Origin of the sequence: Pseudescherichia sp. (assembly GCF_031979925.1) — a bacterium.
Taxonomy (GTDB): Bacteria; Pseudomonadota; Gammaproteobacteria; order Enterobacterales; family Enterobacteriaceae; genus Pseudescherichia.
Genome location: NZ_DALZFB010000007.1, coordinates 1 through 14,013, shown reverse-complemented (window position 1 = coordinate 14,013; position 14,013 = coordinate 1). Strand labels below are relative to the sequence as shown.

The window sequence follows — 14,013 nt, the reverse complement described above, 5'->3', positions numbered from 1 at the left end:
GGCAGAGCGTTCTCTTACTCCACCAGTAATAATTTATACAGCGGTTGATTCTCTTCAACCAAATCGGCCAGCGTGTAGCGATCAAGTTCCATCAGAAAACTGTCCACGGCCTTAGAGAGTGCCTGCTTCAGGCGGCAGGCAGGGGTTATATGGCAAAATGCGCTGCTGCAGTTCACCAGCGCAAGAGGTTCCAGCTCGCGCACCACGTCACCAATGCGAATGGTATTAGCAGGTTTGCCTAAACGAATGCCGCCGTTTTTCCCTCTGACCGCCGCGACGTAGCCCGCCCGGCTGAGCTGATTGATTATTTTGACCATGTGGTTGCGGGAGACCCCGTACACTGCCGTCACTTCAGAGATATTGGTCATTCGCCCTTCCGGTAGCGACGCCATATAGATCAGGGCACGCAATCCGTAATCGGTGAAACTCGTTAACTGCACATCAACCTCAGGATAAAAGGAAAAACGCGGGATAGCCGCAATGACACTAACTATACCTTAAATAACTCGCGATGAAGGTAGGCAGCTAATTTATTTGAACAGAGGAGGCAAAAGAGGGTACGTAGGCCCGGCTAGCAGAGCGCCGCCGGGCAAAGTCACATCACATTACGCGTCAAACGGATCGCGCAGGATCATCGTCTCAGAACGGTCAGGGCCGGTAGAGATAATATCAATCGGCACCTCGGTCAGCTCTTCGATGCGCTTGATATAGTCCAGCGCTGTCTGCGGCAGGCCGCTGCGCTCTTTCACGCCGAAGGTGGTTTCAGACCAGCCCGGCATGGTTTCGTAGATCGGCTCGATACCTTCCCAGTCGTCAGCGGCCAACGGCGTGGTAGTCACTTCGCGACCGTCCGGCATGCGGTAACCGACGCAGATTTTCACCTCTTTCAGGCCGTCCAGCACGTCCAGCTTGGTCAGGCAGAAGCCGGACAGGGAGTTGATCTGCACTGCACGACGGATCGCAACGATATCCAGCCAGCCGGTACGACGACGACGCCCGGTGGTCGCGCCAAACTCGTTACCCTGCTTGCAGAGGAACTCGCCGGTTTCATCGAACAGCTCGGTCGGGAACGGACCTGCGCCCACGCGGGTGGAGTAGGCTTTGATGATCCCCAGCACGTAGTCCACGTAGCGCGGACCCAGGCCAGAGCCGGTCGCCACGCCACCAGCGGTGGTGTTGGAGGAGGTCACGTACGGATAGGTACCGTGGTCGATATCCAGCAGCGTACCCTGCGCACCTTCAAACATGACGAAATCGCCACGCTTGCGCGCCTGGTCCAGCAGATCGGAAACGTCAACCACCATGCCGGTCAGGATGTCGGCTACCGCCATCACATCGTCCAGCACTTTCTGGTAGTCAACGGCGTCTGCTTTGTAGAAGTTCACCAGCTGGAAGTTGTGATATTCCATCACCTCTTTCAGCTTGGTAGCAAAGGTCTCTTTGTCAAACAGGTCGCCAACGCGCAGGCCGCGACGGGCCACTTTATCTTCGTAAGCCGGGCCGATACCACGACCGGTGGTGCCGATCGCTTTCGCGCCGCGCGCTTTTTCACGCGCCACGTCCAGCGCGACGTGATAGTCGAGGATCAGCGGGCAAGCTTCGGAGAGCAGCAGACGTTCGCGTACCGGAATACCACGCTCTTCCAGGCCTTTCATCTCTTTCATCAGCGCAGCAGGAGAGAGCACTACACCGTTACCGATGATGCTGGTCACATTGTCACGCAGAATGCCTGATGGAATAAGGTGGAGGACGGTTTTTTCACCGTTGATTACGAGAGTGTGGCCTGCATTGTGACCGCCCTGATAGCGAACCACATATTTAGCACGTTCAGTAAGGAGATCGACGATCTTACCTTTGCCTTCGTCACCCCATTGGGTGCCCAGTACGACGACGTTGTTACCCATTTTTCAAAATCACCGTTTGCTTAAAAAAGGATTCTACCATCGCTTTTTCTGATAATCAGCACTTTTTGTCGGCAAATTTTGGCCAATCTGCGTGCTATTTCTCTAGCCAATCGTTTTCCTCAACATATAGTAGATCAAGACTCCGGCAACCACTAATCCCCCGCCAAAACGACGTAAAATAGTATCCGGCAGCAGCGCAAGCGAGGCGATCATACGTCGCCACAGACGCGGATAGAGCATGGGACCCAGCCCTTCCAGCACCAATACTAAGGCCAGCGCCAACCAAATGGTGGAGTTCATTATGCTTCCTTCAAAAGAAAACCACCGCCTCCTGAGGATGACGGTGGTTTGATTAGCGTAGTGACGACTACGGAGTTAGCGAGTAACCGTTCCCGGCGTCTTCATGTAGCGGAAGAAGTCGCTGTCCGGGCTGAGTACCATCACGTCCTGATTGCTCTGGAAGCTGCTCTCATAGGCGCGCAGGCTACGGATAAAGGCGTAGAAGTCCGGATCCTGGCTGAACGCGTCGGCAAACAGCTTAGCCGCTTCGGCATCACCTTCACCGCGCAGGATACGTCCTTCACGTTCGGCTTCCGCCAGGGTTTTAGTCACTTCGTAATCCGACGTTGCGCGCAGTTTTTCTGCGGCTTCCTGACCCTGTGAACGGTGGCGACGGGCAACCGCTTCACGCTCGGCGCGCATACGGTTGTAGATCGCCTCAGAGACTTCGCTTGGCAGGTTGATCTGCTTGATACGCACATCCACCACTTCGATACCCAGCGCGGCCATACTGTTCGGGTTCACGACTGGCACCTTGCCGTTCGTTTCCGCCGTAATGCGCTCGGCTGCTTTAGCAATTTCGTCATCCGCCGCAGGCGTTGCCACTTCATCTTCCGTGCCGGCAGAGCCAGAGTTCAGCGCGTCGCGAACCTCATGTGTCAGTCGGCCACGGGAGTCGGTCACGATGTCCTTAACGTCAAGACGGCCAATCTCAGAACGCAGGCGGTCAGAGAACTTACGTTTCAACAGCACTTCGGCCTGGGAGACGTCACCGCCGCCGGTTGCCAGGTAGTAGCGGCTGAAGTCGCTGATGCGCCACTTGATATAGGAGTCAACAATCAGGTCTTTCTTCTCTTTGGTGACAAAGCGATCGGCCTGGTTGTCCATGGTCTGGATACGGGCATCCAGCGTCTTCACGGTCTCAATAAACGGCAGCTTAAAGTGCAGGCCCGGCGTAAAGACCAGTGGTTTGTTCTCATCGTCACGCAGCACTTTACCGAAGCGCAGCGTAATACCGCGCTCGCCCTCTTTCACTACAAAGATTGAGGTGTAGAGCACTACCAGCACGATGATAATTATCGCAATTACAGACTTACGCATCGTTATTCCCCCTGACGCTGGTAGTCGTTACGCTGTGCGTTCGCACGGCGTTGGTCCATGATGTCACCCTGGCCAGCAGACGGTGCGTTACTGGTGCTGCTGTTGGTGTTTGACGCAGGCGGCAAGCGCAGCAGGTTATTCGCCCCGCTGGTATCGCTCTTTGCCGCAGGCGCGCCGCCTTTCAGCATCTGATCCAGCGGCAGAACCATCAGGTTGCCGCCTTTATCGTTAACCAATACCTTGCGGGTATGGCTCAGCACTTTTTCCATGGTTTCGATATAGAGACGCTCGCGGGTAATCTCCGGAGCAGCCTTATATTCCGGCAGGATCTTGGCAAAGCGCGCCACTTCACCCTGCGCTTCCAGGATTGTCTGGGTCCGGTAGGCACGCGCTTCCTCAAGGATACGCTGCGCCTGGCCATTTGCCCGCGGCTGAACTTCGTTAGCGTAGGCTTCAGCTTCACGAATGGACTGCTGCTCGTTCTCACGGGCGGCAATGGCATCGTCAAATGCGGCCTGCACCGCTTCCGGCGGACGTGCGGCCTGGAAGTTGACGTCCAGCAGGGTAATACCCATGTTGTACGGACGAATGGTCTCTTCCAGTTCACGCTGGGTATCGCTACGAATAACGGTACGACCTTCGGTCAGGATACGGTCCATAGTGTATTTACCGATTACGCCGCGCAGGGCGCTGTCGGTTGCCTGGCGCAGGCTGTTATCGGCGCTGGTTACGCTAAACAGGTAGCGCTCAGGATTGGTCACGCGATACTGAACGTTCATCTCAACGCGGACCACGTTCTCGTCAGAGGTCAGCATGACGCCAGAGGCTGCCAGCTCGCGTACCGACTCAACGTTTACCGCCGTGACGTCATCAATAAAGGTCGGTTTCCAGTTCAGGCCTGGCTCTACCAGATGGCTGAACTTACCGAAACGGGTTACGACGCCGCGCTCCGCCTCTTTAATGGTGTAGAAACCGCTGGCCGCCCAGATAATAACGACCGCCGCCGCCGCGATGGTGACAATGCGGCCGCCCATGCGGCTGCGTGGGCCGGGTGCGGAGCTGCCGCCGCCCGATCCGGTTCCTTTTCCACCGCCAAAGCCGCCCAGTTTCTTGCTCAGCTTGCGGAAGATATCATCTAAATCAGGAGGCCCCTGATCGCGACCGCCTTTATTTCCATTTCCCCCAGAGTTGCCGCCTTGATTATTGCTGCTTCCCCACGGGTCGCGGTCTTGTCCGTTATTACCGGGCTGGTTCCACGCCATGTATGTGCTCCATATTTGTTATTCGTTATCCCCTGGAGGGGAAAAGTCTTCAGGCAAGCCGCCAGGTCAGACTACGTAGTCAACCAATGCAGGTTCTTGTTTACAGAGGCGACGCCATTCAACAATCGGCAGACGAACTTGCAGACCCAGGCTGCCGTCCTCCTCCGTCCACTCTTTTTCTATCGCCTGAAGCTGATAAAATCGGCTTCTTAGCCGCCCCTCCTGCGGAGGCAGGTTCAGCGTATGCTGGGCTACCTCCCCGGAGAGACGCTCGGTTAGCGCCTGAAATAACAGTGGTACACCCACCCCGGTTTGCGCAGACAGCCAAACCCGAATCGGTCTGTTTTCATCGTCCCTGTCGATACGCGGTTCGAACTCGTCGAGCATATCGATCTTGTTCATCACCAGCAGGGTCGGGATCTCATGAGCGTCGATCTCTTCGAGAACGGTATTCACCGCCTCAATGTTTTCCTGGACGCGAAGATCGGCGGCATCGATCACGTGCAGCAGCAGCGTGGCCTGGCGCGTCTCCTGCAGGGTCGCCTTAAAGGCAGCCACCAGGTCGTGTGGCAGATGGCGGATAAAACCTACCGTATCTGCCAGCACGGTCTCGCCGACATCGGCGACGTCAATGCGGCGCAGGGTCGGATCCAGCGTGGCAAACAGCTGGTCCGCAGCGTAGACCTGCGCTTCAGTGATCTGGTTAAACAGCGTCGATTTACCGGCGTTGGTATAGCCGACCAGCGATACCGTGGGGATATCCGCTTTCGCGCGTGACCGACGCCCCTGCTCGCGCTGTTTGCTAACGCGCTCAAGGCGCGAGAGGATCAGGGTGATACGGTTACGCAGTAAACGACGGTCGGTTTCGAGCTGGGTTTCACCCGGACCGCGTAAACCAATCCCGCCCTTCTGACGCTCAAGGTGGGTCCAGCCGCGCACCAGACGCGTGGCCAGATGGCGCAGCTGCGCCAGCTCAACCTGCAGTTTCCCCTCATGGGTACGTGCACGTTGGGCAAAAATGTCTAAAATCAGACCGGTGCGATCGATAACACGACACTCGCACAGTCGCTCCAGGTTTCGTTCCTGGGCTGGGGTTAGGGCATGATCAAAAAGCACAACCGATGCACCCGATGCTTTTACGGCGTCCGCTATTTCAACTGCCTTACCTTCACCAACAAAATATTTGGGGTGCGGTGCTTTACGGCTACCGGTAATCACCTGCATTGCGTCGACGCCAGCTGAAGAGACCAGGGATTCAAACTCCTGGAGATCTTCCATATCTTTGTCTTGCGAAAAATAGATGTGTACCAGCACCGCCTGCTCACCGGCATCATAACGGTCAAACAAGCGTAAACCCTCTTAGAATACCAGCGGGGAACACCTGGCTCCCCGACATGGAAAACAGCAAATGACCTTATTCGGTCTCTTCGCTGTCCTGTTGTGATGCAGAAGAACCCTGCGCGTTGCTGCTATGGTGATAGTTACTGGTGCCGCCACCGGTGTTGTTGCTGTGATGAGAAACCGGACGCGACGGGACAACAGTAGAAATTGCGTGCTTATAGACCATCTGGCTGACCGTGTTTTTCAACAGGATCACGAACTGATCGAAAGACTCAATTTGACCTTGCAGCTTAATACCATTCACCAAATAAATAGAAACCGGAACGCGTTCCCGACGCAGCGCGTTCAGAAACGGGTCTTGTAAAGATTGCCCCTTAGCCATTCTATCTTTTCCTTATATGCTTGTTTTGTACTTTGAACCCGAAGGTCCTGAAAACTGCGTAAAATTTTGCGCACGATCCGATGTAATTGTACACATTCAGTCTGCGTTAGCACCAATAACCTGTAATACTTCATTTCGCGCCTGTTCCGGCTTTTCACTGTCTAACCAGTGAACGCCCTCCCAACCGCGAAGCCAGGTTATCTGGCGTTTCGCTAACTGTCTCGTCGCGCAAACACCTCGATAAACCATTTCCTCATATGAGATCTCGCCTTCAAGGTATGACCACATCTGGCGGTATCCCACACAACGAACGGAAGGCATGTCCGTATGCAAATCTCCACGAGCAAAAAGCGCCCGCACTTCTGCTTCAAAACCTGAAGCCAACATCTGATGAAAACGCTGCTCAATTCGTTGATGGAGCAGTTCACGGCTCGCCGGGGCGATGGCGAACTGATGCACCTGATACGGCAGAGCTTCTCCTGACGTTTGCGTCAGTTCCGTTAAAGTTTTACCCGAAATGAAAAAAACTTCCAGTGCCCGGGAAAGCCTTTGCGGGTCGTTAGGATGAATTCGTGCACTCGCTAGCGGATCTACCTCTGCCAGCCGCTTGTGCAGCGCTTCCCACCCCTGCTCTGCCGCCATCTGTTCAATTTTAGCTCTTACTGCCGGATCCGCTGAGGGCAGCGGTGACAGGCCCTCAAGCAACGCCTTAAAGTAGAGCATAGTCCCCCCCACCAGCAGGGGGATCCGGCCAGCGGCGGTAATCTCCGCCATCTGGGCCAGCGCATCACGGCGAAAATCAGCCGCCGAGTACGCCTGGGCTGGATCGAGAATATCCAGTAATCGATGGGGCGCAGCCGCCTGCTCCTGGGCATCTGGCTTCGCCGTACCGATATCCATCCCCTGATAGATAAGGGCAGAGTCGACGCTAATCAACTCTACTGGCAAAACTTTACGCAGCGCGATAGCTAGCGCGGTCTTTCCGGAGGCGGTTGGCCCCATTAAAAAAATTGCCTTAGGCAGGCTCGCCGTACTTACGTCAGTCATCTTTCAGGGCATTCATCGCCGGGGTGATATCAACACATTGTAACAAACCGCCCGGCGGCGCGTTTACCAGATGCGGGCAAAGCCGCTCAACGTCGGCCAACAGCGCCACGGCCTGAGCGATATTCCACTGCGGACGCTCGCTGCTCAGACGGCGGGCGATCCACTGGGCGCTCTCTGCCACGCTGAAGGTCGTCTGCTGCGCCAGGTAGCCTATCAGGTCAGGAATCAAGATTTGTAAATTTTGTTGCCGTAAGGGTAAAGGCACTGCGCGAATGGTCACATGATGCGCATCCGACTGAAACTCAATGCCCATTTCGCTCAGCATAGCGGTTGCCCGCGTTAAGACCGCCCGCTCGTCAGTCGAGACCTTCAGCCGGACCGGAATGAGCAGCGGCTGGCTGCATGGCGTGCCCTCTACCGGTAACAGCTGCGCCTGCTTGAGCCAGCGTTCGGCCACCACCAACGACAGCACACAGAGCTGGCCCTCGCGATCCAGCAGCGCGCAGTCGTCATTAACGATGGTCAGTACGCGACCAAAGCTCTGGCTGCGCGCGGTGGTCAGCGGCGCTGCGGTTTTTGGCGCGTTGGGCGCGGGGGCAGCATCCGGCGTCTCCAGCAGCTTGCGGTAGAGCGCGCCCTGCTGCTTTTGATACCCTGGCTGGGCGTTCGGCCAGCCTGCTCCGCCCGTACTACTTGACGATCCCCCGCCATGGCTGCGCGGCGCGGCGCCAGGTTCAGCATAGCGCGGCGCGGCCGGTTCACGGGCCACGGGCGGCTGTGCGAACTGGTTTTTACCGGCGGCGATGCGGTTCTCAGGAACCTGACGCGGGGCGGGTTCGTCCGCCAGCGCCAGCGGAGCGGCAATCTGCTGCTGCAATACGCTGGCAACGCCCTGGTAGATAAAGTCATGCACCAGCCGCGACTGGTGGAAGCGCACCTCGTGCTTGGCGGGGTGGACGTTAACGTCAACCTGGTGCGGATCGATCTCAAGGTAGAGCACAAACGCGGGCTGCTGATCTGCGCCCAGCTTGTCTTCACAGGCCTGGCGAATAGCGTGGTTTATCAGCCGGTCGCGCATCATACGCCCATTGACGTAGCTGTACTGGATCTCAGCCAGCGCCGCCGTAGTAGCTTTCGGATCGGCGACCCAACCACGCATAGCTAAATCGCCGTGCTGCCACTCAATCGCCAGCGCTTGCTCCATAAACGGCAGGCCGCAGATCGCCCCCAGGCGGCGCTCACGCTGCCCGCCTGGCGGCACGGCGCGGTACTGGCGCACCATCTTCCCGTTGTGGTTGAGATTGATCGTAACGTCGAAGCGCGCCAGCGCGATGCGGCGGATCACCTCGTCGATATGACCGAATTCGGTCTTTTCAGTGCGCATAAACTTGCGGCGCGCGGGGGTGTTATAGAAGAGATCGAGCACTTCAAGCGTGGTGCCCGGCGGATGGGCGGCGGGCTTCACCGTTACGTCCATATCCCGCCCTTCGGCATAGGCTTGCCAGGCCTCCGGCTGATCGGCGGTGCGGGAGGTCAGCGTTAGCCGGGACACCGAGCTGATACTGGCCAGCGCCTCGCCGCGAAAGCCCAGGCTGACAATGGCCTCCAGATCGTCCAGCGAGGCGATCTTGCTGGTGGCATGGCGCGCCAGAGCCAACGCCAGCTCATCTTTACCGATGCCGCTGCCGTTGTCCCGAATGCGAATAAGCTTCGCCCCACCGCGCTCAATGTCGATATCGATGCGGGTGGCGCCCGCATCAAGGCTGTTCTCAACCAGCTCTTTCACCACCGACGCAGGGCGTTCCACCACTTCGCCAGCGGCGATCTGGTTCGCTAGCTGCGGCGGCAAGACCTGAATCGGCATGAAATCTCCTTAATTAATAAAGCTGTTCCCCGGCGATCCGGCGCTGGCTGTCTGCGCACCACCGCTCTGCGGCGATGACTGCATCGGATGTGCCTGGAAGTAGCTTTGCAGTCCAGCGTAGATGGCTTCCGCCAGCTGCTGCTGATAGTCGTCGCTGTCCAGCAGTCGCTCTTCGCTGCGGTTGCTGATAAACCCGGTCTCTACCAGCACCGACGGGATATCCGGTGAACGCAGTACGCCAAGGCTGGCGTGTTCCGGACGGCGCTTGTGCAGCGAGCCGATACGCGACAGCTGGCTGAGCATATTGGTGGCGACATCATACCCGACGCGCTGGGAATGGCCGAACTGCAAATCGAGAACCGCCTGGCTTAGGTAGGGATCGGACTGGCTGTTCGCCAGTACGTCACCCGCCCCGCCCAGCAGCTCGGACTGCTTCTCATGCTGCTCCAGCCAGCTCGCCATCTCGCTGTTGGCGCGGCGGTTGGAGAGAACCCACACCGATGCGCCGGTGGCGTCGCGGTTTGGCGCGGCGTCGGCGTGAATAGAGACCAGGAAATTGGCGTTTTGTTTCCGCGCCACGTCAGACCGGCCCATCACTGAGATAAAGTAGTCGCCGTCGCGGGTCAGCACGCCCTTAAACATCGGATCGCTGTTCAGCAGCGTGCGCAGCTTACGCGCCACGGAGAGGGTAATGTTTTTCTCACGCGTGCCACCGGGTCCGATAGCGCCCGGATCCTGGCCGCCGTGTCCGGCGTCAATCGCGATAATCACCTTGTCGCCCGAGGCAGAGCTGGCGCGCATGGCCGGACGCGTCACGGTATTGCTGCTGGTGACGCTGGTCACTCGGTCATTTTCTTTTTTAAACGGATTACGCGCAGGCTCAGCAGGTCGCGGTGCAACTGCCGGGGTCTCGACGCGTTTCGCCACTACCGGCGGTGGCGGTGGCGGAGGTGGTGGCGCATCGGCATCAATGGTAAACACCACCGTATAGTTCGCACCGTTCTGCTGTTTTACTGCCCGGGTTTTGCCGTTTTCGGTCAGATCGACCACCAGCCGTAGCGACTGATTATCTTTCGGCGTCCCGGAGCGAATGCTCTTTACCAGATTGTTGCCGCTGAACTGCAGCGGCAGGCCCTGAATCACGCCGGTCTGTTTGATATCCAGCGCCACGCTGCGTTTGCCCTCTTGGGAAAACGCATACTCCGGATCTCCCATAAAACTCAATGTGATACGGGCCTGGTCATCGCCATTGGAGACCTGAATATCCGACAGACTTGCAGCGGTGGCCTGCGCGCTTAGCGCGACCAGTGCTGCCAGGGCCCAGCATTTTACGCGACTGATCATCCCGTCATCCTGTAGTTACAAATATGTAGTTACAAATACATAGTTACAAACGCGTCAGTAAAGACTCACCCGCAGAGGAGACGGCCGCAATGCGCGCCTCTCGCCCCTGGGCCTGGTACTCTAAATGGATTTCGATATCCGGATCGGGCAGCACGCCCGAACCCTGCTGCGGCCACTCGACGAGGCAGATGGCATCGTTGGCAAAATAGTCACGAATGCCCATAAATTCCAGCTCTTCAGGATCGGCAAGGCGGTAGAGGTCAAAGTGGTAAACCATCAGCTTATCGAGGGTATAGGGTTCAACCAGCGTGTAGGTTGGGCTTTTCACGTTCCCCTGATGACCCAGCGCCTGCAGGAAGCCCCGGCTCAGGGTTGTTTTACCCGCGCCTAAATCACCGTACAGGTAGATAACGGTTGCGCCGTTGCAGGCCTGCGCGACGCGCTCGCCCAGCGTTAAGGTTGCCTGCTCGTCGGGCAGAGGGATCACTCGATTAATCATGGTCTACGTCAATCACATCCGGGTTAATAACACGCATTAGCGCAGAAAAAAGATCGGTTGCCAGCATCCCGCGCGTGCCATAACGCGCCGCACGGTCGTCAGCTGCCGCACCGTGCGCTACACAGCCCACGCAGGCGGCCTCATACAGAGAGAACTTCTGCCCCAGCATGGCACCAATGATACCAGAGAGCACGTCTCCCATCCCTCCGCTGCCCATCCCGGCGTTGCCGGCATCCACGATGCCGATTTCGTCGTCTGCGCTCGCTACGATGGTGCCTGAGCCTTTCAGCACGGCCACGCCACCGTAACGTTTTACCAGACGCTGAGCAGAAAGTAAGCGATCGCTTTCAATTTCTGCAACGTTACAGTTAAGCAGACGTGCAGCTTCGCCAGGGTGCGGAGTGATTACGCGATTGTGACGTTTATCGGGATTGATTGCCAGAAGGTTAAGCGCGTCCGCATCCCACAGCATGGGTTTACGAAAATTCTCAATTTTTTGTAGCGCCTTTTTGCCCCACGCCTGCTGACCAAGGCCGGGACCGATCACCACCACGTCCGCCCATTCAAGGCTCTCCTCCAGCAGCTTTTCCGTTAGCTCATGCACCATCAGCTCCGGACGGGCGGCGATCAGCGGGGCGATGTTCTCAACGCGCGTCAGGACGCGTACCAGCCCGGCCCCTGCACGCAGCGCCGCCTCACCGGTCATACGGATCGCCCCGGCGGTGCCATGATCGCCGCCGACAATCACCAGCCGCCCATTATCACCTTTATGCGATGTAGGGCGGCGCGGCGGCAGCCACTGAGCAAGCTGCGACGCCTCCAGGCGGTGAATAGCGATCGCCTGCGCTGCCAGCCACCCCTCCAGCCCCAGCGCGTTATGGTGAAGCGTGCCGGTAACATCGCGGGCTTTCCCGGTAAGCAGGCCAGGCTTGAGGGCGATAAAGGTCACCGTATGCGCGGCATTGATTACCGCGCCAGGGGTAGTACCGGTCTGGGCATTCAGCCCGGAGGGGATATCAAGAGCGATAACCGGCGCGGCGTGCGCATTGGCACGTGTAATAAGGCTCGCGGCTGGCTCACGCGGGGCGTCGGTCAGGCCGGTGCCCAACAGACCATCGATAATCAGATCGATCTCTTCCGGCCAGCTGCTATCCGCAGCATGGATCTCACCGGCGGCGTTCAGCCAGGCCGTACGCGCCTGCTCCGCCTCTTCCGGCAGGGGTTTATCGCTCTCCAGGGCCAGCAGCGTTACCTCAATGCCCGCCGCCTTCGCCAGCCGCGCCACCACGTAGCCGTCGCCGCCGTTATTACCGTGGCCGCAGAGGATCAGCCAGCGGCGCGAGTGCGGATAAGCAGCGCGCGCGACGCGAAAGGCCGCCTCTCCTGCCCGCAGCATCAGTTCAAACAGCGTAATCCCCAAGCTATCCGCCGCCTCTTTTTCTGCCTCGCGCAGCGCCTGCGCAGGCCAGACAGAGTGTGGTATAGTGGTACGGTTTTTATTCAGTCTACTTTTCAACGTATGGTCCGTCATGTCACAGCCCCTCGATCTCAATCAGCTAGCGCAAAACATTAAGCAGTGGGGCACCGAACTGGGGTTTCAACAGGTCGGCATTACCGATACCGATCTCAGCGCCAGTGAACCCAAACTCCAGGCATGGCTGGATAAGCAGTATCATGGCGAAATGGCATGGATGGCACGTCACGGCATGATGCGCGCCCGGCCGCATGAGCTGTTACCCGGCACGCTGCGAGTAATCAGCGTGCGCATGAACTACCTGCCGGCCAATGCCGCCTTTGCCAGCACGCTAAAAAATCCTGCGCTCGGTTACGTTAGCCGTTACGCCCTGGGCCGTGATTACCACAAGCTCCTGCGCAACCGCCTCAAAAAACTGGGTGAAACTATCCAGCAGCACTGCGTTTCGCTGAATTTTAGACCCTTTGTTGACTCCGCGCCGCTGCTTGAGCGTCCGCTGGCGGAAAAAGCTGGCCTGGGATGGACAGGTAAGCACTCACTTATCCTTAACCGCGAGGCGGGCTCGTTCTTTTTCCTTGGCGAACTGCTGATCGATCTCCCCTTGCCGGTCGACAAGCCTGTTGAGGAGAACTGCGGGAAGTGCGTGGCCTGCATGACCATCTGCCCCACCGGGGCAATCGTTGAACCCTATACCGTCGATGCCCGGCGCTGCATCTCCTACCTGACGATTGAGCTGGAAGGATCGATACCCCCCGAGTTCCGGCCGCTGATTGGCAACCGCATCTACGGCTGCGATGACTGCCAGCTGATCTGCCCGTGGAACCGTTTTTCGCAGCTTACTGACGAAGAGGATTTTAGCCCGCGTAAGGCGCTGCACGCCCCGGAACTGATCGCGCTGTTTGGCTGGAGCGAGGCGCATTTTTTGAAGGTCACAGAGGGGTCGGCCATTCGTCGCATCGGTCACCTGCGCTGGCTGCGTAATGTGGCAGTCGCGCTGGGCAATGCCCCCTGGGATGAGGCCAATATCCGGGCGCTGGAGCAACGCAGGGGTGAGCACCCACTTCTTGATGAGCACATAGAGTGGGCGATTGCGCAGCAGATTGAGAAGCGAAATGCCTGCGTGGTTGAAGTGCAGCTTCCGCAGAAGTTAAGGCTGGTCAGGGTGATCGAAAAAGGACTTCCGCGGGACGCCTAAGCTTTCCACAGGGTGTGCATAAAAATAAAAATCTATTGCGATTCAACACGGAAAAATTCGTCAAGCGATCGCATTAACATTCTGTAATAATATTTCATCATTAAAAATCAGTCAGTTAAGAAGATATTATTTACATTGTTAACATTTAAGCGCAGGGGGAGACGGCGGTAACCTTGTGGATAACTCTGTTTACAAGAATATGACAACACGGAAATAAAACGATGCCAGCAGGCGCTTGCGCTGTGGATAATTAATTCAGAAGAGAAAATTTGGAGCGGGAAACGAGACTCGAACTCGCGACCCCGACCTTGGCAAGGTCGT

At 57.5% G+C, this 14,013-nt stretch carries 14 protein-coding genes; 1 reads left to right on the top strand and 13 read right to left on the bottom strand.

Features of this window, described 5'->3' with window-relative positions:
• Positions 1 to 14: 14 nt before the first annotated feature.
• The 12 genes from nsrR to nnr form a co-directional block, all read right to left on the bottom strand.
• Positions 15 to 440: a nitric oxide-sensing transcriptional repressor NsrR gene (nsrR, locus tag RTM13_RS13150; RefSeq protein ID WP_312212445.1), complete on the bottom strand. Its 426-nt coding sequence runs from the start codon at positions 438 to 440 to the stop codon at positions 15 to 17.
• 165 nt (positions 441 to 605) lie between these two features.
• Complete coding sequence (locus RTM13_RS13145) at positions 606 to 1,904, bottom strand: adenylosuccinate synthase (protein WP_312212444.1); 1,299 nt, start codon at positions 1,902 to 1,904, stop codon at positions 606 to 608.
• A gap of 102 nt (positions 1,905 to 2,006) precedes the next feature.
• A complete protein-coding gene (locus RTM13_RS13140) occupies positions 2,007 to 2,204 on the bottom strand; it encodes a DUF2065 domain-containing protein (protein WP_312212443.1) in 198 nt (65 codons plus the stop codon).
• Between the two features lie 75 nt (positions 2,205 to 2,279).
• Entirely contained in the window at positions 2,280 to 3,284 is a 1,005-nt protein-coding gene (gene hflC, locus RTM13_RS13135; protein ID WP_312212442.1) for a protease modulator HflC, read from the bottom strand.
• Between the two features lie 2 nt (positions 3,285 to 3,286).
• Positions 3,287 to 4,546 carry an FtsH protease activity modulator HflK gene (gene hflK, locus RTM13_RS13130; protein ID WP_312212441.1) on the bottom strand — a complete coding sequence of 420 codons (1,260 nt, stop codon included), beginning with the start codon at positions 4,544 to 4,546 and terminating at the stop codon, positions 3,287 to 3,289.
• Positions 4,547 to 4,612: 66 nt separating this feature from the next.
• Entirely contained in the window at positions 4,613 to 5,893 is a 1,281-nt protein-coding gene (hflX, locus tag RTM13_RS13125) for a ribosome rescue GTPase HflX (protein ID WP_312212440.1), read from the bottom strand.
• A gap of 67 nt (positions 5,894 to 5,960) precedes the next feature.
• Complete coding sequence (gene hfq, locus RTM13_RS13120; protein WP_042388550.1) at positions 5,961 to 6,269, bottom strand: RNA chaperone Hfq; 309 nt, start codon at positions 6,267 to 6,269, stop codon at positions 5,961 to 5,963.
• A 96-nt stretch (positions 6,270 to 6,365) separates the two neighbouring features.
• A complete protein-coding gene (gene miaA / locus RTM13_RS13115) occupies positions 6,366 to 7,316 on the bottom strand; it encodes a tRNA (adenosine(37)-N6)-dimethylallyltransferase MiaA (protein WP_312212439.1) in 951 nt (316 codons plus the stop codon).
• Positions 7,309 to 9,180, bottom strand: a complete 1,872-nt coding sequence (mutL, locus tag RTM13_RS13110) for a DNA mismatch repair endonuclease MutL (RefSeq protein WP_312212438.1) — start codon at positions 9,178 to 9,180, stop codon at positions 7,309 to 7,311. The genes miaA and mutL overlap by 8 nt, the downstream gene beginning before the upstream one ends.
• A gap of 9 nt (positions 9,181 to 9,189) precedes the next feature.
• A complete protein-coding gene (amiB, locus tag RTM13_RS13105) occupies positions 9,190 to 10,524 on the bottom strand; it encodes an N-acetylmuramoyl-L-alanine amidase AmiB (RefSeq protein ID WP_312212437.1) in 1,335 nt (444 codons plus the stop codon).
• 43 nt (positions 10,525 to 10,567) lie between these two features.
• A complete protein-coding gene (gene tsaE / locus RTM13_RS13100) occupies positions 10,568 to 11,023 on the bottom strand; it encodes a tRNA (adenosine(37)-N6)-threonylcarbamoyltransferase complex ATPase subunit type 1 TsaE (RefSeq protein WP_103818648.1) in 456 nt (151 codons plus the stop codon).
• Complete coding sequence (gene nnr / locus RTM13_RS13095; RefSeq protein ID WP_312212436.1) at positions 11,016 to 12,554, bottom strand: bifunctional ADP-dependent NAD(P)H-hydrate dehydratase/NAD(P)H-hydrate epimerase; 1,539 nt, start codon at positions 12,552 to 12,554, stop codon at positions 11,016 to 11,018. The genes tsaE and nnr overlap by 8 nt, the downstream gene beginning before the upstream one ends.
• On the opposite strand from nnr, the gene queG reads away from it, so the two are divergent.
• On the top strand, positions 12,553 to 13,692 hold the full coding sequence (gene queG / locus RTM13_RS13090; RefSeq protein ID WP_312212435.1) for a tRNA epoxyqueuosine(34) reductase QueG: 1,140 nt from the start codon (positions 12,553 to 12,555) through the stop codon (positions 13,690 to 13,692). The genes nnr and queG overlap by 2 nt on opposite strands.
• Before the next feature lie 107 nt (positions 13,693 to 13,799).
• On the opposite strand, the gene RTM13_RS13085 is transcribed toward queG, so the two are convergent.
• A partial coding sequence (locus RTM13_RS13085; RefSeq protein ID WP_312212434.1) for a hypothetical protein occupies positions 13,800 to 14,013 on the bottom strand: 214 nt, incomplete at its 5' end.

Coding starts and splice junctions, on each gene's coding strand:
- RTM13_RS13145 (WP_312212444.1), bottom strand. CDS start 1,904: ATGGGTAACAACGTCGTCGTACTGGGCACCCAATGGGGTGACGAAGGC.
- RTM13_RS13140 (WP_312212443.1), bottom strand. CDS start 2,204: ATGAACTCCACCATTTGGTTGGCGCTGGCCTTAGTATTGGTGCTGGAA.
- hflC (WP_312212442.1), bottom strand. CDS start 3,284: ATGCGTAAGTCTGTAATTGCGATAATTATCATCGTGCTGGTAGTGCTC.
- hflK (WP_312212441.1), bottom strand. CDS start 4,546: ATGGCGTGGAACCAGCCCGGTAATAACGGACAAGACCGCGACCCGTGG.
- hfq (WP_042388550.1), bottom strand. CDS start 6,269: ATGGCTAAGGGGCAATCTTTACAAGACCCGTTTCTGAACGCGCTGCGT.
- miaA (WP_312212439.1), bottom strand. CDS start 7,316: ATGACTGACGTAAGTACGGCGAGCCTGCCTAAGGCAATTTTTTTAATG.
- mutL (WP_312212438.1), bottom strand. CDS start 9,180: ATGCCGATTCAGGTCTTGCCGCCGCAGCTAGCGAACCAGATCGCCGCT.
- amiB (WP_312212437.1), bottom strand. CDS start 10,524: ATGATCAGTCGCGTAAAATGCTGGGCCCTGGCAGCACTGGTCGCGCTA.
- tsaE (WP_103818648.1), bottom strand. CDS start 11,023: ATGATTAATCGAGTGATCCCTCTGCCCGACGAGCAGGCAACCTTAACG.
- queG (WP_312212435.1), top strand. CDS start 12,553: ATGTCACAGCCCCTCGATCTCAATCAGCTAGCGCAAAACATTAAGCAG.
- nnr (WP_312212436.1), bottom strand. CDS start 12,554: ATGACGGACCATACGTTGAAAAGTAGACTGAATAAAAACCGTACCACT.